We start from the raw sequence: 20,047 nt of genomic DNA, 5'->3' as shown, positions 1-20,047 counted from the left end.
GACCGGAAGGCAAGCCGATGTTCCCGTTCCGCAAACGTCCTGAGATGCCGGCCCCGGCCGACGCCCTGCCCGGACGTCCGACCCCGATCCCGACCGCCGAGACGCATTTCGTCAACGGCAAACCGCTCAAGGGGCCTTATCCGCCAGGCACCGAGACGATCGTGCTGGGGCTCGGCTGCTTCTGGGGCGCCGAGCGCCGGTTCTGGCAGTTGCCCGAGGGGGTGGTCGTGACGGCCGTCGGCTATGCCGGGGGCTACACGCCGAACCCGACTTACGAGGAGGTCTGCACCGGCCAGACCGGCCATAACGAGGTCGTGCTGGTGGCCTTCGATCCGGCGGTCCTGCCCTTGGAGGCGGTGCTGCGGACCTTCTTCGAGAGCCATGACCCGACGCAGGGCATGCGTCAGGGCAACGATGTCGGCACGCAGTACCGCTCCGGCATCTACACCGTCAGCCCCGAGCAGGAGACCACGGCCCGGGCCGTGCGCGCGGCCTATGCCGAGGCACTGCGGACGCGCGGCTTTCCCGACCTCACCACCGAGATCAAGCCGCTGGAGCACTTCTACTTCGCGGAGGCCTACCACCAGCAGTACCTTGCCAAGAACCCGGCCGGCTATTGCGGCCTGGGCGGCACCGGCGTCAGCTGCCCGGTGGGAACAGGCGTCGCGGCCTGAGTCTCACGGGCTCCGGCTGTCGGGCCGCGTCTGTGGGCCCGGCGCCGGGGCGTTGACGGCGTTGCCCCGCAGGGGCGGCGTGCTGTTCGGGCTGCGAAGCACGATCAGCACGCTGCCCAGCACCGAAAGGGCGACAGCGGTCGCGAGGAGGATGAAGAGCCAGCGGGGCATCCGGATGCGTTAGCACATCGAAGCCGACACGCCGAGTGACGCACCCGCCGCGTTTCCGCGGCGATCAGCCCGCAGGCCCGCCGCGATCGCAGCGGGGGCGACCGGGCCGCCGATGGACGGCCGGGCTGCGGACGCGCCCTGAGCGCCTGTAGCCCGGAGCCTTGGTCTAGGGCGCCTTCAGCACCGCCCGGCAGGCGGAGGGCAGCGCCGCCATGGTCATGGCGGGCTTGGGCTTCGGCGGCACTTTCGGCGGCTTCGGGTGCAGCACCGGGTCCGAGAACCAGTAGCCGAGGTCATCGCAGCCGTCACCGGCGGGGGGCGCACCCTGCGGCTGGCATTCCTCCTGGCCGGCCGGGCAGGAAAGCCGGATATGGTAGTGGTAGTTGTGCCCGTACATCGGGCGCACCTTCGACATCCAGCGGCTGCCCGCGGCGTCGCGGCAGAGCGCCTTCTTGATCGCCGCGTTGACGAAGATGCGCTCCACCTCCGGCTGCTCGGCCGTGATCTTGATCAGCTGCAGGTGGGTCGGCGTCCAGACCTCCGGATCGATATCGAGGCGGTCAGGGCGGACCATGTCGGTGGCCGAGGTCTCCTCGCGCTCGGCCCGGCTCATGCGGTGGTCGGGCATCGGCGTCAGCCAGACATCGGCGTCGATGCCGATCTGATGCGAGGCGTGGCCGGTGATCATCGGGCCGCCCCGGGGCTGCGCCATGTCGCCCACGAGCAGGCCCGGCCAGCCGACCCGGACGGCCTTCTGCGACAGGCGCTCGATGAAGTCGACGAGATAGGGGGTGCCCCACATCCGGTTGCGGGAGGGACGCATGACCTGCCAGTTCGGACCGTCCAGCGGCAGCGCCTCGCCCCCGGAGAAGCAGCCCTTGGCATAGAAGCCGTAGATGTGAGCCGGTCCGGCGGCCGCCTTGGCGACGCGCCCGAACAGGGCCTTGGCGGGCGTCGAGGGTGCGTCGGGATGCTCCAGGGGCGGCAGCGGTTTCGGATTGACGCTGCCGCGGTCCTGGGACTGGGCGGCGGCGGGCAGGAGCAGGGCGGCGAGCGCGAGGCTCTGAGCGAAACGCGGCGTCGGCATGCGGGGGCTGTTCGTCCGTCTGGAGAGGGCGGGCGCGGTTGCCCGCCGGAACGTCGCTCAGGGGCAGGGCGTTTTTCGGGCAGGCAGGCTGCGTCGCGCGAAACGGCCGCGCGAACCGGCCGGGGAGGCGAGGATGACGGCAAGCGGTCAGCCCGGCACGGCAGATCCCGTGCACAAGCCGCCCCGCCGCCTGATCGCCAGCGATCGGGTCGTCGGGACGGAGGTCCGCCGGCCCGACGGGGGCCGGGTCGGGCGGATCGAGCGGCTGATGCTCGACAAGGTCTCCGGTCGGGTGGCCTACGCGGTGATGAGCTTCGGCGGTTTCCTCGGCCTCGGCGAGGATTTCTACACGCTGCCCTGGTCGGTGCTGCGCTTCGAGCCGCGCCAGGACGCCTACGTGGTCGACGTCACGGAAGCGCAGCTGCGCGCCGCGCCGGCCCGCACCCCGGAGGGTACCGATCCGGCCGAGGATGGGGCCTGGGAGGATCAGATCCACCGCTACTACGACGCGGCACCCTATTGGGGCATCTAGGAACGCGCCGCGGTCGTCAGCGGATGGGTCGCGTCAGCGGTCCGCACCATCCGGGCAGGTAATCGGCATCCTTGGATTTGGCGAGCGCCATGGCCCGCTCGAGGGCGGAGGAGAAGTCGCCCTCGATGCGCTTCTCCTTGATGTTGCGCCGCAGGAAGTCGGCCCAGAGAAACTCGCTGAACGGCGTCGTATCCTTCGCGAAGCCGCCGGCCCGGCGCAGCTCGCCGGCGAGGCTGCGATAGGGATCGTCCACCAGGGCATCGACCGATTTCGGGATGTCCTTGAAGTGCTGGCGCACGCCGTCGGCGTCGTAGGGATGGGTCCACGATTTGTGGTCGCAGACCGTCCAGAACGCATCCTTGTCGAGGTAGTGCAGGTCGGCCACCACGGTCACGAGCACGTTCTCGACGCCCTCCTCGTGGAGAGCCCGGGAGAGGTGATGGTGATCGATGATGTAATGGCGCTTCTTCGGCCCGAGCAGCGTCGGGATCATGTGGGCGCCGAGGAATGCCTTCTTCTTCTCGCCGTCGTAGTCCCGCCAGCGCCGCCGCTTCTCGGCCACTTCGCGGTAGCCCACCGTCATCTGCGTCGGGCGCAGCTCCGCGATCGGGATGGTCTTGAGCAGCGGTTCTCGGTTGGCCATGGGATCTCGATCCTGCGTGGATTGGTCACGCGAATCTCACAAGGTATCCAGGATCAGAAGGCCGGACAGGGCGCGCAGCGCTCACGTTTCCGGCATTGCCCGCACGGCTTCCAGGACGAACACGCGGATCGCCGAGGACAGGTTCTGCCCGCCGCGTCCGGCATCGATGGCACCGACGAGCGCCTGGACCGACTGGCCCCGCGCCTCCGCGATCTCCCGCAGCGCGGCCCAGAAGGCATCCTCCAGCGACACGCTGGTGCGGTGGCCGGCGATCATCACGGATCGCTTGGTGATACCCGCGCTCATGGCGGAGCGGCGGCCTCTCCAGTCTTTGCGAGCGCAGCGAAGCAATCGGGCAGCGCCACGCCGACCGGGGTCGCGCCGTCCTGGGTTGCTTCGCTGCGCTCGCAAAGACGGTGTGCGCGCACCATCAGGATGGCGATCTCATTCCGCGGGGTCGGAATCCGGCTCGGGCCGCTCGAGGCGGTGGCCCTCGTGGCGCTCGGCCTCCAGGGCCTTGCGCCGCTGCTGGAGGGTCTTGGCCTTCTTCGGCTGCCCGAAGGCGATCCGGTTGGTCTCGGCCTGCGCGTCGGCCTGCGCACGCGCCTTCGCCTTGCGGACCTGGCGCAGGTTGATGATCTCGGCCACGGATCGCCTCCCCGAAATGGTGACCGGCGCAGGTGCACCACGCCGGCCGGTCTCAAAAGGATCAGTCGGCGCTGGGCGCCAGCATGGTCTCCGGCCGGACCACGCGCTCGAACTCTTCCTCGGTGACGTAGCCGAGGCGCAGCGCCTCTTCCTTGAGGGTGGTGCCGTTCTTGTGCGCGGTCTTGGCGATCTCGGCGGCCTTGTCGTAGCCGATCGAGGGGGCGAGCGCCGTCACCAGCATGAGGGAGCGGCTCATCAGGTCGGCGATCTTGTCCTCGTTGGCCTTGATGCCGACCACGCAATTGTCGGTGAAGCTCACCGCCGCGTCGGCCAGCAGGCGGATCGACTGCAGCACCGCATTGGCGATCACCGGCTTGAACACGTTGAGCTCGAAGTTGCCCTGGCTGCCGGCGAAGCTCACGGTCGTGCCGTTGCCGATCACCTGGGCGCAGACCATGGTCAGGGCCTCGCACTGGGTCGGGTTGACCTTGCCGGGCATGATCGAGGAGCCGGGCTCGTTCTCGGGCAGCGACAGCTCGCCGAGGCCGGAGCGCGGGCCCGAGCCGAGGAAGCGGATGTCCTGGGCGATCTTGAACAGGCCGGCGGCCAGCGCCGCGAGCGCCCCCTGCGTGAATACCAGCGCGTCGTGGGTGGCGAGCGCCTCGAACTTGTTGGCGGCGCTCGTGAACGGCAGGCCCGTCAGCTCCGCGGCCTTGGCGGCGAAGCGCTCGGCGAATTCCGGATGGGCGTTGAGGCCGGTCCCGACCGCGGTGCCGCCCTGGGCGAGGGCCAGCACGCCCGGCAGGGTCGCGGCGACGCGCGATCCGCCGAGTGCCACCTGCGCGGCGTAGCCGGAGAATTCCTGGCCGAGCGAGACCGGCGTCGCGTCCTGCAGGTGGGTGCGGCCGATCTTGACGATCGAATCGAACGCCTTGGCCTTGGCGTCGAGCGCCGCGTGCAGATGGCTCAGCGCCGGCAGCAGGCGGCCCTGGATCTCGCGGGCCACCGCGATGTGCATGGCCGTGGGGAAGGTGTCGTTGGAGGATTGGCCGCGGTTGCAATGGTCGTTCGGATGGACCGGCGACTTGCCGCCGCGCTGGCCGCCGAGCCGCTCGTTGGCGAGGCTCGCGATCACCTCGTTGGCGTTCATGTTCGACTGGGTGCCCGAGCCGGTCTGGTAGATGACGAGCGGGAACTCGTCGTCGTAGCGGCCCTCGACGACCTCGGCGGCCGAGGCCGCGATGGCGTCGGCGAGCTTCGGGTCGAGGGCGCCGAGATCCTTGTTCACCAGGGCGGCGGCCTGCTTCACCACGCCGAGGGCGTGGACCAGCGGCGCCGGCATCCGGTCGGTGCCGATCTTGAAGTTCTGGATCGAGCGCTGCGTCTGCGCGCCCCAGTAGCGATGCGCCGGAACCTCGATCGGCCCGAAGGTGTCGGACTCGGTGCGGGTGGCGGTCTCGGTGGGCGACATCGTGGCCTCTACGTCTGGTGCAGTGCGGTGCCTACTTAAATGAGGCGCGGGTGAATCGCGATGCCGGTTTTCCCCGGCGCGCCGACAAGGGCGGGGCTCTGTTCCCGCCGGACAAGGAGCCGATGAACGCGACGATCGACCTGCCCGAGCCCGCCACGCGCTTCCGCCCGCGCGTGCCGCCTCCGCTGAAGGAGCCGCTCGGCCTGTTCGCGTTCCTGCGGGCGGCGCGGAAGAACCCGATCACCACCTGGATGGACGCGCATTTCAAGCTGCCGGTGGTGGCGGCCGAGGGCGCGATGGGCCGGATCACCCTGGTGAGCGACCCGGCGCTGATCCGCTACGTGCTGATCGAGAACGCCGAGAACTACCGCAAGGACGACCTCCAGCGCCGGGTCCTGGCGCCGGGACTCGGCAACGGCCTGCTCAGCGCCGAGGGCGACGAGTGGCGGCTCCAGCGCCGGACGCTGGCGCCGATCTTCAACGCCCGCACGGTCCAGGGTTTTTCCGACGCGATGAACGCCGCCGGGGCGCGTCTCGGCCGCCGCCTCGTCCGCCGCGACGGCAAGCAGGTCGACGTCGCCCTGGAGATGACCCGCGTCACCCTCGACGTGCTGGAGCGGACGATCTTCACGCAGGGGCTGCCGAGCGATCCCGACGCCCTGGGACGCGCCATCACCCGCTTCCTGGAGGCCGTCGGGCCGATCGACCCCCTCGACGTGTTCGGCGTACCCGACTTCGTGCCGCGGATCGGCCGCCTGCGGGCGCGCCCGGCGGGCCGCTTCTTCGCCGAGGTGGTCGACGCGCTCATCGCCCGGCGCAAGGCGCTGATGGCGCAGGGCGAGGCGCCCCGGGACCTGCTGACGCTGCTGCTCGCCGCGCAGGATCCCGAGACCGGCAACGGGCTCTCGGACCTCGCCGTGAAGGCCAACATCGTCACCTTCATCGCCGCCGGCCACGAGACCACGGCCAATTCCCTGACCTGGGCGCTCTACTGCCTGTCGCAGGATCCGACCGCGCAGGCGCGGGTCGAGGCCGAGATCGACGCGGCCGGGCCGGGGGATTTCGCCGTCGAGCGCCTGCCCTTCACCCGGGCGGTGATCGAGGAGGCGATGCGGCTGTTCCCGCCGGTGCCGTTCCTCAGCCGGCAGGCGGTCCGGGACGACCGGCTCGGCCGGATCAAGGTGCCGCGGGGCTCGCTGGTGATGGTGGCGCCCTGGGTGCTCCACCGCCATCACCTGCTGTGGGAGGACCCGGAGGCGTTCGTGCCGGAGCGGTTCCTGCCCGGGAACCGGGACGCGATCCCGCGCTTTGCCTACCTGCCGTTCGGGGCGGGCCCGCGGGTCTGCATCGGCCAGAGCTTCTCGATCCAGGAGGCGGTGATCCTGCTGGCCCACGTGGTCCGGGCGGTGCGCTTCCGGCTGCCGGAGGATCACCCGCCGATCACGCCGCTCCACCGCGTGACGCTGCGGCCGGAGCACGGCTTACGCATGGAGGCCGAGCGGCGAGCTTGAGCGGGCTGACCGGGTTCCCCGTGCGTTCTCACATTGCTGGTACGAGTCAGCAGAGTCGCGCTGGCGGCGAAGCGCTCGGCGCGCGGCTTCCGCTCACCCGCCGACAGCATCGGCTGCGCGACCGTGCCGTCCACCGAATGAACCCCCGGGCGTCGAGTCGGCCCGGGGAGAGTTCAGCTCTTCTTGCGGAACGCGTCCAGGCTCACGACCTCGGCGCTGCCCTCTTCGCCGTCCTTCTTGGCGGAGGGGCGGGGGGCCTTCTCGTCGGGCTTGACGGCCTTCTCCCCCTGGATTGCGGGGGCGGGCAGCCCCTTCGGCGCACCCGAACCGATCGTGGCGAGCCCGGCGCTCTTGGGCCGCACCTCGCCGGGTTCCGAACCAGCCCCACGGGGGCCGGGCTTGGCCGGGGCGGCATTCGCCTCCTCCGGCGTCTCGCCGGCCTCGCTGAGATCGAACTTCAGGCCGAACTGCACGGAGGGATCGAAGAAGCCCGACAGGGCGTCGAACGGCACGAGCAGCCGCTCCGGCACGCCCGAGAAGGACAGACCGACCTCGAAGGCGTGCTCGGTGACGTTGAGGTCCCAGAACTGGTGCTGCAGGACGATCGTCATGTCCTGCGGGTACTTCTCGCGCAGGGCCTGCGACATCCGCACGCCGGGCGCCTCCGTCCGGAACGAGACGTAGAAGTGGTGTTCACCCATGAGCCCTTCACGGGCGGCGTCGGTCAACACCTTGCGCACCACGCCGCGCAGGGCGTCCTGCACCAGAAGATCGTAGCGGATCAGGTCGTCTGCCATCTGCGGTCGCGCTCTCGCCCGGTCTGCCCGGCGCCCCGCCGCGGATGGCCGGACCGAGGAATGAAGTGGAGGCTTCTGTTGCCAGGTGCCCCCGAACCCCGCCTATGCGGTGCTACCCGCTAGGACTTTAGGTCGGTATTGGGGACCGCTTACGCGGCCACCGCCACCGGAGCAAAGTTGTCGTTGGCAACTATTGCAAAGGCCCGATAACGGCGGAACCATGCCGAGCGAAAGCTCAACCTTTACGCCCTCGTCGATCCTATTTCGCCCCCGCCGAAGCCCCGGCTCCGACCATGCACCTTGCGGCAGCATGTCCTGGGCTTGGGTGGAGGCGCCGGGTACCGCCCCCGGGTCCGATAGGTTTATTGCGAAGAACGTTTATCGCCATAGCCGGCCTCGCGACCGGCTCCCGAGATATAGAGGGGATCGGTCCGGTTTTGAAGCCCGATCGTGTCGCGCCGCCGTCTCATTTGGAGCCTCCGGGCGAACCTGTTGCCGGAAGTGCGCAATCGCGCGCGCCCGGCACCCGAGGTCCTCTCGGCCGTCTCTGGGCCGCGACATGGCAGCTCGGCGCCATCGTCGCCCTCGTGATCCTCTATCTCGGCGCGGCGAGCCTGCTGTCGCTGGCCGCCGTGCGCGTCGGCTTCGACCTGTGGAACGGGATCGACCCGTTCCTGCCCCCGGAGCGGCGCCCGTTTCTCGGCGCGGTGGAACTCGCCCACCGGGCCTTCGCGATCGACGCCCTGCGCCAGGTCTTCCTCGCGGCCCTCGTGCTCGGCGGCGCGTGGTGGCGCGACCGGGCCGCCTGGCGCCGCCGCCTTGCCCTGGACCGGGAGCGGCCGAACGGGATGCGGCCGGTCGCGCTGCTGGGCCTCCTCCTCGTCTGGCCGGTGCTGCACATCGCCTGGGTCACCGGCACGGCGGAGCTGTTCGGCGCGAGCTTCGGCCAGCATGTGCGGCTGTCGCCCTTCATGAGCCAGGCCGCGGTCACTGCATGGCTCGTCTATCTCGCGATCCTGGCGCCCGTGGCCGAGGAGCTGCTGCTGCGCGGCGAGGCCTTCGCGCGCGCCAACGCGGTGGTCGGGCCTGCGGGGGCGATCGTGGTCACCGCGCTCATCTTCGCCGCCGCCCACATCTCGTCCTGGGGGCTCGCCCGGCCGATCTCCCTGCTGCCGCTCGCCCTGGCGCTCGGCTGGCTGCGCTGGCGCACCGGTCGGCTCTGGCCCGGCATCGCCCTGCACGGCTGGTCGAACCTCGCCCTCGTGACCTACCTGCTCTGGCCGGGGTGATGCGTTCGCCGCCCAAGAAGACGCCGGTCCGAACCTGAAGAGTGCGTCAGAAACCACGCCCAAGAGCCGTCCCGCATCGAGACTCGCGCTCGCCATGCACATATACGGGCTTGGAACCTGCCAGCCGCCATTCTGGCATGCAGGAGTGCCCGATGGACGCATATCACGACCTGCTCCGGCGCATCCTCGACGAGGGCGCCGTCAAGCACGACCGCACCGGCACCGGCACCCTCTCGGTGTTCGGCCACCAGATGCGTTTCGATCTCTCGGCGGGCTTCCCGCTGGTCACCACGAAGCGGCTGCACCTGCGCTCGATCATCCACGAGCTGCTCTGGTTCCTCACCGGCGATACCAACGTGGCCGCGCTCAGAGCGAACGGCGTGACGATCTGGGACGAGTGGGCGGACGCGCAGGGTGATCTCGGGCCGGTCTACGGCAAGCAATGGCGCTCCTGGGAGAAGCCCGGCGGCGGCACGGTTGACCAGATCGCCTGGGTGCTGGGTGAGATCCGGCGCAATCCCGATTCCCGCCGCCTGATCGTCTCGGCCTGGAACCCGGCCGACCTCGACCGGATGGCGCTCGCCCCCTGCCACTGCCTGTTCCAGTTCTACGTCAGCGATGGGCGGCTCTCCTGCCAGCTCTACCAGCGTTCGGCGGACGCCTTCCTCGGCGTGCCGTTCAACATCGCGAGCTACGCTCTCCTGACCCACATGATCGCCCAGGTGACCGGCCTCGGGGTCGGCGACTTCGTCCACACCTTGGGCGACGCGCATCTCTACCGGAACCACCTGGAGCAGACCCGGACGCTGCTGGGCCGGACCCCGCGCCCGCTGCCGCAGCTGCGGCTCAATCCGGAGGTCCGCGACCTCTTCGCCTTCCGGTACGAGGACATCGCCATCGAGGGTTACGAGCCGCACCCGGCCATCGCGGCCCCGGTGGCGGTATGAGCCCGATCGTCTCCCTGGTCGCCGCCGTCGCCCGTAACGGCGTGATCGGCCGCGACAACGGGCTCGCCTGGCATCTCTCCAGCGATCTCAAGCGCTTCAAGGCCCTGACCATGGGCAAGCCGATGCTGATGGGGCGCCGGACCTGGGATTCGATCGGCCGCCCCCTGCCGGGGCGTCGCACCCTGGTGCTCACGCGGGATCGCGCCTTCCGCGCCGAGGGGGTCGAGACCGTCCACGATTGGGAATCGGCGCTGGCTGCCGCCGGGACGGAGCTGATGGTGGTCGGTGGGGCCGAGATCTACGCACTCGCGCTCCCGCATGCCGACCGGCTCCATCTCACCGAGGTCGCGGCCGAGCCCGAGGGCGATGTGCGATTCCCGGTCGTCGACCGCGGCCGCTTCCGGGAGACGTTCCGCGAGGCGCACCCGGCAGGACCGCGGGACGAGCACGCCTTCGCCTTCGTCGATTGGGAGCGCGTGCGCTGAGGCGCGCCGCCGCATTTGCGTTCCGCACCGCGCATGCCCACCTGCCAGCCTTGACAGCATGGGGCGTGCGCCCGCAGGTGCCTGTCAGGTGCGCAGGCTCACGCCGGGCATGCGCATCCTGCGGGAAAATGCGCGCGTGCAGGCTCTTAGGGCCTCCACGCGGACGAGGTCGCATCGCGATCGGTCCGCATGGCCGGGACTAGGCGGGCGAGCGTGGCCGTTCAGGCAAGGGGCGCGGGCCGGGGTGCGGGCTGGGCGCGGACAGGCAGGAGACGACGGCTAGGATGCCTTGGAGCAATCAGAGCGGCGGCGGGGGCCCCTGGGGCCGGCCCGGCGGTAACGGCAGCGGTCCCTGGGGTGGTGGCGGCGGCGGTGGCAAGACGCCGCCGAACCTCGAGGATCTGCTCCGGCGCGGGCAGGACCGTCTGCGCGGTCTGATCCCGGGCGGCGGCGGTTCGGGCGGCGGCTATGGCGGCGGCGGTTCGACCGGCGTCGGCGGCGGCCGCAGTGCGGCCGTGATCGCCGTCCTGGCCATCGCCATCTGGCTCGCCACCGGCTTCTACACCGTCTACCCCCGGCAGGTCGGCATCGAGACGATCTTCGGCCGCTATGTCGGCACCAAGGGCGAGGGCCTGCGCTACAATTTCCCCTATCCGATCGGCGGCGTGGTCAAGCCCGACGTCGGATCGCAGAACTCAATCCAGATCGGCTTCCGCTCCGGCCCGGGCGGCCAGGGCCGCAACCGCGACGTGCCGGACGAGAGCCTGATCCTTACCGGCGACGAGAACATCGTCGATCTCGACTTCGAGGTGCAGTGGCGGATCAACCCGCTGAAGGCCTCCGACTTCGTGTTCAACCTCCAGAACCCGGAGGGCACCATCAAGGCGATCTCCGAGAGCGCGATGCGCGAGGTGATCGGCCGCCGCAACATCCAGGCGATCCTCACCAACGAGCAGTCGAGCATCGCCCAGGAGGTGAAGGAGATGGTCCAGAAGGGGCTCGACGAGTACGGCGCCGGCGTGCGCATCGAGGTGGTGCAGCTCGTCTCGGTGAACCCGCCGCCGGAGGTACGCCCCGCCTTCATCGACGTGAACGCCGCCCAGCAGGACGCCGACACCGCGCAGAACGAGGCCAAGACCTACGCCAGCCGCGAAGTGCCGCAGGCCCGCGGCAAGGCGTCCCAGATCGTCCAGCAGGCCGAGGCCTACCGGACGAAGGCGACCGCCGACGCCACCGGCCAGGCCGCGCGCTTCAGCGAGGTCTATGCCTCCTACAAGGCCGCCCCGGCGATCAGCCGCGAGCGGATCTTCCTGGAGACGATGGAGAAGGTCCTGGGCTCCGTGAACAAGGTGATCATCGACCAGAACGGCACCCAGCCCGGCGCCGCGACCGCGGCCGGCGTGCTGCCGGTGCTGCCGCTCTCCGAGTTCGGCGCCCGGGCCCAGAGCCAGACGGGAGCCGCCCGATGAAACAGGCACTCCGCACCGGCCTGATCGCGATCGCGGCGATCGTCGCGATCGGGCTCTACGCCTCGATCTTCACCGTCGGCCAGATGCAGCAGGCGCTCGTCCTGCAGTTCGGCCGCGTCCGCGCCGTCCTCAACGCCACCGGCGAGGACAAGCCCGGCCTCTACTTCAAGATCCCGTTCATGGAGAACGTGGTCATCTTCGACAAGCGCGTGCTCGACCTCGACCTGCCGGTGCAGACGGTGCTCACCGCCGACCGGCAGAACCTGGAGGTGGACGCCTTCGCCCGCTACCGGATCGTCGATCCGCTGCGCTTCTATCAGGCGGTGGGCAATATCGGCCTGGCCAACCAGCGGCTCGCGAGCTTCACCAATTCCGGCCTGCGCAACGTGCTCGCCCGCTCGACCCGCGACGCGATCGTGAAGACCGATCGCGGGCAGCTGATGCACCAGATCCAGGAGGACGTGAACCGGCAGGCCAAGGCGCTCGGCATCGAGATCGTCGATCTGCGCATGACCCGCGTCGACCTGCCCGCGCAGAACTCGGCCGCCGTCTACCGGCGGATGAAGACCGAGCGCGAGCGCGAGGCCGCCGACATCCGCGCCAACGGCGACCAGATTGCCGCCACGATCCGCGCCAAGGCCGACCGCGAGGTGACGGTGATCCTGGCCGAGGCCACTCAGAAATCCGAGCAGCTGCGCGGACAGGGTGACGCGGACAAGAACCGCATCCTCGCCGACGCGTTCGGCAAGGATGCGGACTTCTTCAGCTTCTACCGCTCGATGCAGGCCTACGAGAGCGGGCTGAAGGGATCCGATACCCGTCTGGTGATCAGCCCGAGCTCGGACTTCTTCCGGTACTTCAGCGACCCGCAGGGACGCGCGGCTGCCTCGGCGGCGCGCGGACCGCGCGGACCGGTCGATCCGAGTGCCATGACCGGGTCGACGGCCGGAACGGGGCGCTGATCGGGCGGGTGTCGGCGCGCTGGCGCCGCGATACCTCTACGAGTCAAAATCCGCGGGCGGTCGACTTCCGGTCGGGAGCCCGCGGAGCCGGAAACGCGTTCATGAAGAGGTCGATCATGCACCCCGTCGCGAGCGCCGCTGAGGCGCCCTTCGGCCGCGCCAAGGCGCAGCCCCGATCCCGCGCCCGCGCGCTGATGGCGTCGATCTTGGTCGGCGCATCCGTGGCGACCGCTGCCCTGCCGGTTCCTGCCTTCGCCAAGGGGCCGGCCTCGCTCGCCGACCTCGCCGAGCAGGTTACCGACGCGGTGGTGAACATCTCCGCCTCCACGACGGTCGAAGCGCGCGCCGGCCGCGCCGGGCCGCAGGTACCTCCGGGCACACCGTTCGAGGACCTGTTCGAGGAGTTCTTCAACCGCCGCGGCGGCCGCGGCGGTAGTGGCGAGCGGGGCGACAACGACGCGCCGCGCCAGCAGCGCAAGTCGAACTCCCTGGGCTCCGGCTTCATCATCGACGCCTCCGGGATCGTGGTGACCAACAACCATGTCATCGGCGACGCCAACGACATCCAGGTCATCCTGCACGACGGCACCAAGCTGAAGGCCGAGATCGTCGGCAAGGATTCGAAGATCGACCTCGCGGTGCTGCGGGTGAAGCCCACTGCCGATCGCCCGCTGAAGGCCGTGCCGTTCGGGGATTCCGACAAGATGCGGCCGGGCGACTGGGTCATCGCCATCGGCAACCCGTTCGGGCTCGGCGGCTCGGTCTCGGCCGGCATCGTCTCGGCCCGGGGCCGGAACATCGAGTCCGGACCCTACGACAACTACATTCAGACCGATGCGGCCATCAACAAGGGCAATTCGGGTGGGCCGCTGTTCAACATGGATGGAGAGGTGATCGGCATCAACACGGCGATCCTGTCGCCGACCGGCGGCTCGGTGGGCATCGGCTTCGCGGTGCCGTCGGGCACGGCCAAGCCGGTGATCGACCAGCTCCGCGATTTCGGCGAGGTCCGCCGCGGCTGGCTCGGCGTGCGCATCCAGAACGTCGATGATGCCACTGCGGAGGCGCTCAACCTCAAGGGTGGGCCGCGAGGCGCCCTGGTCGCCGGCGTCGACGAGAAGGGACCGGCCAAGTCCGCCGGGATCGAGGTCGGCGACGTGATCCTGAAGTTCAACGGCGCGCCGGTGAAGGCCTCGGGCGACCTTCCGCGCATCGTCGCCTCGACCCCGGTCGGCCAGAAGGTCGACGTGGTCGTCATGCGCAAGGGCGAGGAGGTGACCAAGCCCGTCACCCTGGGCCGCCTGGAGGACAGCGACAAGCCGCAACTCGCCAACCTGCGCCAGCCGGAGCCCGAGAGCGCGACCCGGCAGGCGCTCGGCCTCAACCTCTCCGGCATGACCGACGAGCTGCGCAAGAAGTACTCCATCAAGGATACCGTGAAGGGCGTGGTCGTCACCCGCGTCGACCCGAACTCGACCGCCGCCGACAAGCGGATCCAGCCCGGCGAGGTGATCGTCGAGGTCGGCCAGGAGTCGGTGAGCACCCCCGCGGAGGTGACCAAGCGGATCGACGCCCTCAAGAAGGACGGGCGCAAGTCGGTGCTGCTGCTGGTGGCGAGCGCCACCGGCGATGTGCGCTTCGTGGCCGTCGGCCTCGACTGAGCGGCCTCATCTGCACTGAAGAGGGCCGTCGCTTCGCGAGGAGCGGCGGCCCTCGCGCGTTCAGGGGCCCGCGCATTGACGCGGCGCTGCGGGGCGGCGCGAGTCGGTGCGGCTCGAACGATCCCGGCCCCATGACGGCCGTCGCCTTCGACGCCCTGAGATTCGCCCGCGTCCTGTGGGAGACGGCGAAGCTGTCGCCCGAGCAGGCGGAGGGCTTGGCCGACGCGCTTGTCGACGCCTTTGACGGAAACATCGCCACGAAAGCCGACATCCGTGATGTGCAAGCGGATATCCAGGTCGTTCGCAGCGATATCGAGGCCCTGAAGGGCGCAACCGCTTCCGCGAAGGTCGAGACGAAGCGCTGGCTGGTCGGTGCGATCGGCTTTCAGACCCTGGCGGTTCCGGGCGCGGTCATCGCCCTGACCCGCACCCTGCACTGAGCCTCACCCCACGAACTCCGCCGCCGCGTAGCCCTGCAGGTACAGGAGCGCGGTGAGGTCGCCGTGCTCGACCCGGACCCGCGCCGCGGCCGCGACCGCGGGCTTTGCCCGGAAGGCCACGCCGAGGCCGGCCTCGCCCAGCATGTCGAGATCGTTGGCCCCGTCGCCCACTGCCAGCGTATCCACGTGACCGAGGCCCAGCGTCCCGCGCAGCGCGATCAGCGACGCGCGCTTCTCGGCCTTGCCGACGATCGGATCTTCCACCGTCCCGGTCAGCCGCCCCTCGGCCACACCGAGCACATTCGAGCGGTGCTCGTGGAAGCCGATCATCGCGGCGATCGGGCCAGTGAACAGGGTGAAACCTCCCGAGACCAGGCAGGTGTGGACGTTGTGCGCCCGCATCGTCTGGACCAGCGTGCGGCCGCCCGGGGTCAGGGTCAGGTGCCGGGCGATCAGTTCATCGACCACCTCCACCGGGATGTCCTTCAGGAGCGCCACGCGCTCGCGGAGCGCCGGCTCGAAGGCGATCTCGCCGCGCATCGCCCGCTCGGTGATCGCTGCCACGTGGTCCTTGAGGCCGAGCGTCCCGGCGAGCTCGTCGATGCATTCCTGCTCGATCATGGTGGAATCCATGTCGGCCAGGAAGAGGCGCTTGCGCCGGTGCGCGTCGGCGGGCAGCACCGCGAGGTCGAGCGGCTCCCCGGCCAGGGCCGCCCGCAGCTTCTCCGTAAGGGCCAGGGCGATCCCGGGCTCACCCGGCACCAGCACCTCGGCCGCCACCTCCCCGTGCAGGATTCGGGGCTGGTGCTCCGTCCGCAGCACGGCGCGCGTCTCGGCCAGCACCGCGTCGGTGATGGACGGCCGATCCGGGTTTGCTATCAGGACCGCGACCAGCATCGTGGAGTTTCGCCTTGCCGCCAGACCGGGAGGAGGCCGGGGGGCGCCCGGCGGCGATCCTCATCGCAGGGCCCACCGCCTCGGGCAAGTCGGCGCTCGCCACCCGGCTGGCGGAGCGTCACGGCGGCGTGGTGATCAACACCGATTCCATGCAGGTCTACGCGGATCTGCACCGCCTGACCGCCCGGCCCGATCCGGACGAGGAGGCGCGGGTGCCCCACCGGCTCTACGGCCATGTCGACGGCGCCGTGAACTACTCCGTCGGGCATTTCTCGCGGGACGCGGCGGCGCTGCTGGCGACGCTCGGTGGGCAGATGCCGGTTTTCGTCGGTGGCACGGGCCTGTATTTCCGGGCGCTGGAGCAGGGGTTTTCGGAACTGCCGCCGGTGCCGGAAGCGGTCCGCACGCAGGTGCGGGCGGAGGCCGACGGGCGCCCTACCGAGGCGCTCCATGCCGACCTCGCCCGGCACGATCCCGAGGGGGCTGCCCGCCTGCGGCCGAGCGACCGGATGCGGGTGATGCGCGCCCTGGAGATCTTTCGCGCGACGGGGCGGCCGATCGCGAGCTTCTACGGCGATCCCGTGCCCGGCCCTCTCGCCGGCCGGGACCTCCGGAAGATCTTCCTGGCACCCGACCGCGCGGTGCTGCGCGCCCGCATCGACGCCCGCTTCCGGACCATGATCGCGGAGGGCGCGCTGGACGAGGTCGCCCGCCTGCGGGAGCGCCGGCTCGATCCGATGCTGCCGGTCATGCGCGCCCACGGCGTTCCGGGGCTGATCGCCCATCTCGACGGGGCTGTGAGCCTTGAAGCGGCGATCGACCGGGGGCAGGCGGATACGCGGGCCTACGCCAAGCGCCAGTTCACGTGGTTCCGCCACCAGATGGGGGAGGATTGGCGCTGGGTGGATCCGGAAGGGGCGAAGGTCGAAGACCTGTTCTGATGAGTTCGGCCCATCCGCTGAGCGCAGGAGGCTTGCCCGTTGCCATCATCGGCGCGGGTCCGCTCTCCAACCAAGTCGGGCTTGCCCGACTTGGTCGCACCGGTGCGGATCTCGGGCAGGCCCGAGATCCGTCGGCAGAGGGACAGGGAGCCTGTCGCGTCTCACGCTGTCATTCAGTCCAGGGTGAGGGCCGAAGGTGTCAGCGCTCCAGCCGCGCCACGAGGCTCGACGTGTCCCAGCGGTTGCCGCCCATGGCCTGCACCTCGGCGTAGAACTGGTCAACGAGGGCCGAGACCGGCAGCTTGGCGCCGTTGCGGCGGGCCTCGTCCAGCAGGATACCCAGATCCTTGCGCATCCAGTCGACCGCGAAGCCGAAGTCGAACTTGCCCGCGTTCATGGTCTTGCCGCGGTTCTCCATCTGCCAGGAGCCGGCGGCCCCCTTGGAGATCACGTCGAGCACCGCCTCGACGTCGAGGCCGGCCCGCTTGGCGAAGTGGACGCCCTCCGACAGGCCCTGGACGAGGCCGGCGATGCAGATCTGGTTGACCATCTTGGTGAGCTGGCCGGCCCCCGCCGGGCCCATCAGCCGGCAGGCCCGGGCGAAGGATCCGATCGCGCCCTCGACCTTGGCGTAGGTCGCCGCGTCGCCGCCGCACATCACGGTGAGCACGCCGTTCTCGGCGCCCGCCTGGCCGCCGGAGACCGGGGCATCGATGAAGCCGAGCCCCTTGGCCTCGGCGGCCGCGGCGAGCTCCCGGGCGACCTCGGCGGAGGCCGTGGTGTGATCGACGAAGATCGCGCCGGGTTTCATGCCGGCGAGCGCCCCATCCGCGCCCAGCACGACGCTGCGCAGGTCGTCGTCGTTGCCCACGCAGGCGAACACGATCTCGGCACCCTCGGCGGCCTGCCGGGGGGTGGGGGCGAACGCGCCGCCATAGGTCTTCACCCAGGCCTCGGCCTTCGGCGTCGTACGGTTGTAGACGGTAACGTCGTGGCCACCCTTCTTGGCGAGGTGGCCGGCCATCGGCCCGCCCATCACGCCGAGACCCAGGAATGCGACCTTCGCCATGGTTGTCCGCTCCTCGCAGGGCCGGATCGTGCCGGCGCCCTTCCTTCGCTCACGGCAGGCGGCGACGGGACCCGGCCGCCGGTTCGTGAAGGTGATCGGAGCCGTGCCGAAGACCCGACCTGACAGATTGGACGTCGTGCCGCCGCCAAAGCTGCATCACAGCTCGGATCGCTTGCGTCAACGGCGGACGAAGAGGATAAACCGCCCGTGTAGCCCGGGACCCGCGAGTCCCAGCCGGCCTCCTCCGGGGCGCCGCGCGCGAGGCAGTCGGTCAGGGAGTGGAACATGGGTTCGGCGATCGGCAGGCATGGGCCGTGGGCCCTCGTAGGGGCGCTCGGGGCCGCGGCTCTGGCGATCGTGGCGAGCCAGCGCGGCGAGACGATCAACGCCCTCTGGATCGTGGTCGCGGCGGTCTGCGTCTACCTCATCGCCTACCGCTACTATGCCAAGTTCATCGCCGACAAGGTGATGCGCCTCGACCCGAAGCGCGTGACGCCGGCGGTGCGCCACAATGACGGGCTCGACTACGTCCCCACCAACCGCGGCGTCCTGTTCGGCCACCACTTCGCGGCGATCGCGGGGGCCGGCCCCCTGGTCGGCCCGGTGCTCGCCGCCCAGATGGGCTACCTGCCCGGCATGCTCTGGATCCTGGCCGGCGTGGTGCTCGCCGGCGCCGTGCAGGATTTCATGGTCCTGTTCGTGTCGATGCGCCGCGATGGGCGCTCGCTCGGCGAGCTGATCCGGGCCGAGCTCGGCACGATTCCCGGCATCATCGCCCTGTTCGGCACCTTCCTGATCATGGTGATCCTGCTGGCCGTGCTGGCCCTCATCGTCGTCAAGGCGCTCGCCGAGAGTCCCTGGGGCACCTTCACGGTGATGTCGACGATCCCGATCGCCATGCTGATGGGTGTGTACGCGCGCTACATCCGCCCCGGTAAGATCGGCGAGGTCTCGATCCTCGGCTTCGTCCTGCTGATGCTGGCGATCGTCGCCGGCGGCTCGGTGGCGTCGAGCCCGGTCTGGGGTCCGGCCTTCACCTTCACGGGCCCGCAGCTCTGCTGGATGCTGATCGGCTACGGCTTCGTGGCCTCGATCCTGCCGGTCTGGCTGCTCCTCGCCCCGCGCGACTACCTGTCGACCTTCCTCAAGATCGGGACCATCGTGGGTCTCGCGCTCGGCATCGCCTTCGTGGCGCCGCACATGCAGATGCCGGCGATCACCAAGTTCGTGGACGGCACCGGCCCGGTCTGGGCGGGCAGCCTGTTCCCGTTCCTGTTCATCACCATCGCGTGCGGTTCGGTCTCGGGCTTCCATGCGCTGATCTCGTCGGGCACCACCCCGAAGCTCATCGCCAGCGAGGCGGATGCCCGCTTCATCGGCTACGGCGGCATGCTGATGGAATCCTTCGTGGCGATCATGGCGCTGGTCTCGGCCTGCGTGATCGACCCCGGCGTCTACTTCACCATGAACTCGCCCGCCGCGCTGGTCGGCACGACGCCCGAGACCGCGGCCGCCGCGGTGACGAAGCTCGGCTTCGCCACCACTCCGGAGGTGATCACCCAGACCGCCGCGGATGTCGGCGAGCACACGATCATCTCTCGGGCGGGCGGCGCGCCGACACTGGCGGTCGGCATGGCCCACATCATCTCGTCGGCCATCGGCGGCAAGACGATGATGGCCTTCTGGTACCACTTCGCGATCCTGTTCGAGGCGCTGTTCATCCTCACGGCGGTGGATGCTGGGACCCGCGCCTGCCGCTTCATGGTGCAGGATCTCGTCGGGCTCGCCGTGCCGGCCTTCAAGAACACGACCGCCTGGGGGCCGAGCATCGCGGCGACCGCCATCTCGGTAGGGGCCTGGGGCTACTTCCTCTACCAGGGCGTGACCGACCCGCTGGGCGGCATCAACACCCTGTGGCCGCTCTTCGGCATCTCGAACCAGATGCTGGCCGCGGTGGCGCTCACGCTCTGCACGGTGGTGATCTTCAAGATGAAGCGCGAGCGCTACGCGTTCGTGACCATCATCCCGACCGCGTGGCTGTGCCTGTGCACCCTCACGGCCGGCTGGCAGAAGATCTTCTCGGCCGATCCGAAGATCGGCTTCCTGGCCCATGCCGAGCGCTACGCAACGGCTGCCGCCGAGGGCAAGATCCTGGCGCCCGCCAAGAACGCCGACCAGATGAGCCAGATCATCCTCAACGACCGGATCGACGCGGTGCTGGCGGCCCTGTTCATCGGCCTCGTCGTCGCCATCGCGGGCTTCGGAATCGCCGCCTGCCTGAAGGCGTGGCGCGCGGACCGCTGGACCGCGCTGGAAACCGAGCCCCGCATGGTCCCGGCGGAGTAGGGCGCGC

At 70.1% G+C, this 20,047-nt stretch carries 21 protein-coding genes and 1 other RNA gene; 12 read left to right on the top strand and 10 right to left on the bottom strand.

Annotated features, from left to right (window positions below; all coding sequences use genetic code 11):
• Nucleotides 1-17 precede the first annotated feature (17 nt).
• The gene (gene msrA, locus BLT59_RS21255; RefSeq protein WP_091785041.1) at nucleotides 18-674 is read left to right on the top strand and encodes a peptide-methionine (S)-S-oxide reductase MsrA; all 657 of its coding nucleotides are present in this window, start codon (nucleotides 18-20) and stop codon (nucleotides 672-674) included.
• A 3-nt stretch (nucleotides 675-677) separates the two neighbouring features.
• On the opposite strand, the gene BLT59_RS31425 is transcribed toward msrA, so the two are convergent.
• Both BLT59_RS31425 and mepA read right to left on the bottom strand, forming a co-directional pair.
• Nucleotides 678-845 carry a hypothetical protein gene (locus BLT59_RS31425; protein WP_175544090.1) on the bottom strand — a complete coding sequence of 56 codons (168 nt, stop codon included), beginning with the start codon at nucleotides 843-845 and terminating at the stop codon, nucleotides 678-680.
• A gap of 166 nt (nucleotides 846-1,011) precedes the next feature.
• Nucleotides 1,012-1,932: a penicillin-insensitive murein endopeptidase gene (gene mepA / locus BLT59_RS21250; RefSeq protein WP_091785039.1), complete on the bottom strand. Its 921-nt coding sequence runs from the start codon at nucleotides 1,930-1,932 to the stop codon at nucleotides 1,012-1,014.
• A 133-nt stretch (nucleotides 1,933-2,065) separates the two neighbouring features.
• On the opposite strand from mepA, the gene BLT59_RS21245 reads away from it, so the two are divergent.
• Nucleotides 2,066-2,464 carry a PRC-barrel domain-containing protein gene (locus tag BLT59_RS21245; RefSeq protein WP_091785037.1) on the top strand — a complete coding sequence of 133 codons (399 nt, stop codon included), beginning with the start codon at nucleotides 2,066-2,068 and terminating at the stop codon, nucleotides 2,462-2,464.
• Nucleotides 2,465-2,480: 16 nt separating this feature from the next.
• Here the strand turns inward: BLT59_RS21245 and BLT59_RS21240 are convergent, their stop codons facing one another.
• From BLT59_RS21240 to fumC, 4 genes are all read right to left on the bottom strand, one after another.
• A complete protein-coding gene (locus tag BLT59_RS21240; RefSeq protein WP_091785034.1) occupies nucleotides 2,481-3,107 on the bottom strand; it encodes a ParB-like protein in 627 nt (208 codons plus the stop codon).
• A gap of 81 nt (nucleotides 3,108-3,188) precedes the next feature.
• Entirely contained in the window at nucleotides 3,189-3,413 is a 225-nt protein-coding gene (locus tag BLT59_RS21235; RefSeq protein WP_091785031.1) for a ribbon-helix-helix domain-containing protein, read from the bottom strand.
• A 138-nt stretch (nucleotides 3,414-3,551) separates the two neighbouring features.
• Nucleotides 3,552-3,755, bottom strand: a complete 204-nt coding sequence (locus tag BLT59_RS21230) for a DUF4169 family protein (RefSeq protein ID WP_091785028.1) — start codon at nucleotides 3,753-3,755, stop codon at nucleotides 3,552-3,554.
• Nucleotides 3,756-3,816: 61 nt separating this feature from the next.
• A complete protein-coding gene (gene fumC, locus BLT59_RS21225) occupies nucleotides 3,817-5,226 on the bottom strand; it encodes a class II fumarate hydratase (protein ID WP_091785025.1) in 1,410 nt (469 codons plus the stop codon).
• A 122-nt stretch (nucleotides 5,227-5,348) separates the two neighbouring features.
• Here fumC and BLT59_RS21220 point away from each other — a divergent pair, with 122 nt between their 5' ends.
• On the top strand, nucleotides 5,349-6,737 hold the full coding sequence (locus tag BLT59_RS21220) for a cytochrome P450 (protein ID WP_091785205.1): 1,389 nt from the start codon (nucleotides 5,349-5,351) through the stop codon (nucleotides 6,735-6,737).
• Nucleotides 6,738-6,910: 173 nt separating this feature from the next.
• On the opposite strand, the gene BLT59_RS21215 is transcribed toward BLT59_RS21220, so the two are convergent.
• Both BLT59_RS21215 and ssrA read right to left on the bottom strand, forming a co-directional pair.
• Nucleotides 6,911-7,534, bottom strand: a complete 624-nt coding sequence (locus BLT59_RS21215; RefSeq protein WP_091785022.1) for an SspB family protein — start codon at nucleotides 7,532-7,534, stop codon at nucleotides 6,911-6,913.
• A 64-nt stretch (nucleotides 7,535-7,598) separates the two neighbouring features.
• Nucleotides 7,599-7,980, bottom strand: a transfer-messenger RNA (tmRNA) gene (gene ssrA, locus BLT59_RS21210).
• Here ssrA and BLT59_RS21205 point away from each other — a divergent pair.
• The 7 genes from BLT59_RS21205 (at nucleotide 7,972) to BLT59_RS21175 (ending at nucleotide 14,787) form a co-directional block, all read left to right on the top strand.
• Nucleotides 7,972-8,823, top strand: a complete 852-nt coding sequence (locus BLT59_RS21205) for a CPBP family glutamic-type intramembrane protease (RefSeq protein WP_175544089.1) — start codon at nucleotides 7,972-7,974, stop codon at nucleotides 8,821-8,823. The genes ssrA and BLT59_RS21205 overlap by 9 nt on opposite strands.
• A 152-nt stretch (nucleotides 8,824-8,975) precedes the next feature.
• The gene (locus tag BLT59_RS21200) at nucleotides 8,976-9,770 is read left to right on the top strand and encodes a thymidylate synthase (protein WP_091785018.1); all 795 of its coding nucleotides are present in this window, start codon (nucleotides 8,976-8,978) and stop codon (nucleotides 9,768-9,770) included.
• The gene (locus BLT59_RS21195; protein ID WP_091785015.1) at nucleotides 9,767-10,255 is read left to right on the top strand and encodes a dihydrofolate reductase; all 489 of its coding nucleotides are present in this window, start codon (nucleotides 9,767-9,769) and stop codon (nucleotides 10,253-10,255) included. Before BLT59_RS21200 ends, BLT59_RS21195 begins: the two co-directional genes overlap by 4 nt.
• 284 nt (nucleotides 10,256-10,539) lie before the next feature.
• Nucleotides 10,540-11,724: an FtsH protease activity modulator HflK gene (gene hflK, locus BLT59_RS21190; protein ID WP_091785012.1), complete on the top strand. Its 1,185-nt coding sequence runs from the start codon at nucleotides 10,540-10,542 to the stop codon at nucleotides 11,722-11,724.
• Nucleotides 11,721-12,686, top strand: a complete 966-nt coding sequence (locus BLT59_RS21185; protein WP_091785008.1) for a protease modulator HflC — start codon at nucleotides 11,721-11,723, stop codon at nucleotides 12,684-12,686. The genes hflK and BLT59_RS21185 overlap by 4 nt, the downstream gene beginning before the upstream one ends.
• Before the next feature lie 116 nt (nucleotides 12,687-12,802).
• Complete coding sequence (locus BLT59_RS21180; protein WP_091785199.1) at nucleotides 12,803-14,347, top strand: DegQ family serine endoprotease; 1,545 nt, start codon at nucleotides 12,803-12,805, stop codon at nucleotides 14,345-14,347.
• A 131-nt stretch (nucleotides 14,348-14,478) separates the two neighbouring features.
• Complete coding sequence (locus BLT59_RS21175; protein ID WP_091785005.1) at nucleotides 14,479-14,787, top strand: hypothetical protein; 309 nt, start codon at nucleotides 14,479-14,481, stop codon at nucleotides 14,785-14,787.
• Nucleotides 14,788-14,790: 3 nt separating this feature from the next.
• Here BLT59_RS21175 and serB read toward each other — a convergent pair whose 3' ends face one another.
• The gene (serB, locus tag BLT59_RS21170; RefSeq protein ID WP_091785002.1) at nucleotides 14,791-15,684 is read right to left on the bottom strand and encodes a phosphoserine phosphatase SerB; all 894 of its coding nucleotides are present in this window, start codon (nucleotides 15,682-15,684) and stop codon (nucleotides 14,791-14,793) included.
• 14 nt (nucleotides 15,685-15,698) lie between these two features.
• On the opposite strand from serB, the gene miaA reads away from it, so the two are divergent.
• Nucleotides 15,699-16,625: a tRNA (adenosine(37)-N6)-dimethylallyltransferase MiaA gene (gene miaA / locus BLT59_RS21165; RefSeq protein ID WP_091784999.1), complete on the top strand. Its 927-nt coding sequence runs from the start codon at nucleotides 15,699-15,701 to the stop codon at nucleotides 16,623-16,625.
• A gap of 199 nt (nucleotides 16,626-16,824) precedes the next feature.
• Here the strand turns inward: miaA and BLT59_RS21160 are convergent, their stop codons facing one another.
• Nucleotides 16,825-17,694 carry an NAD(P)-dependent oxidoreductase gene (locus tag BLT59_RS21160; RefSeq protein WP_091784996.1) on the bottom strand — a complete coding sequence of 290 codons (870 nt, stop codon included), beginning with the start codon at nucleotides 17,692-17,694 and terminating at the stop codon, nucleotides 16,825-16,827.
• Between the two features lie 285 nt (nucleotides 17,695-17,979).
• On the opposite strand from BLT59_RS21160, the gene BLT59_RS21155 reads away from it, so the two are divergent.
• Nucleotides 17,980-20,040, top strand: a complete 2,061-nt coding sequence (locus BLT59_RS21155) for a carbon starvation CstA family protein (protein WP_091784992.1) — start codon at nucleotides 17,980-17,982, stop codon at nucleotides 20,038-20,040.
• Nucleotides 20,041-20,047: the final 7 nt, after the last annotated feature.

The sequence above is a fragment of the Methylobacterium sp. UNC378MF genome (assembly GCF_900103195.1).
GTDB lineage: Bacteria > Pseudomonadota > Alphaproteobacteria > Rhizobiales > Beijerinckiaceae > Methylobacterium.
This window is presented reverse-complemented; position numbering and strand designations above follow the sequence as displayed.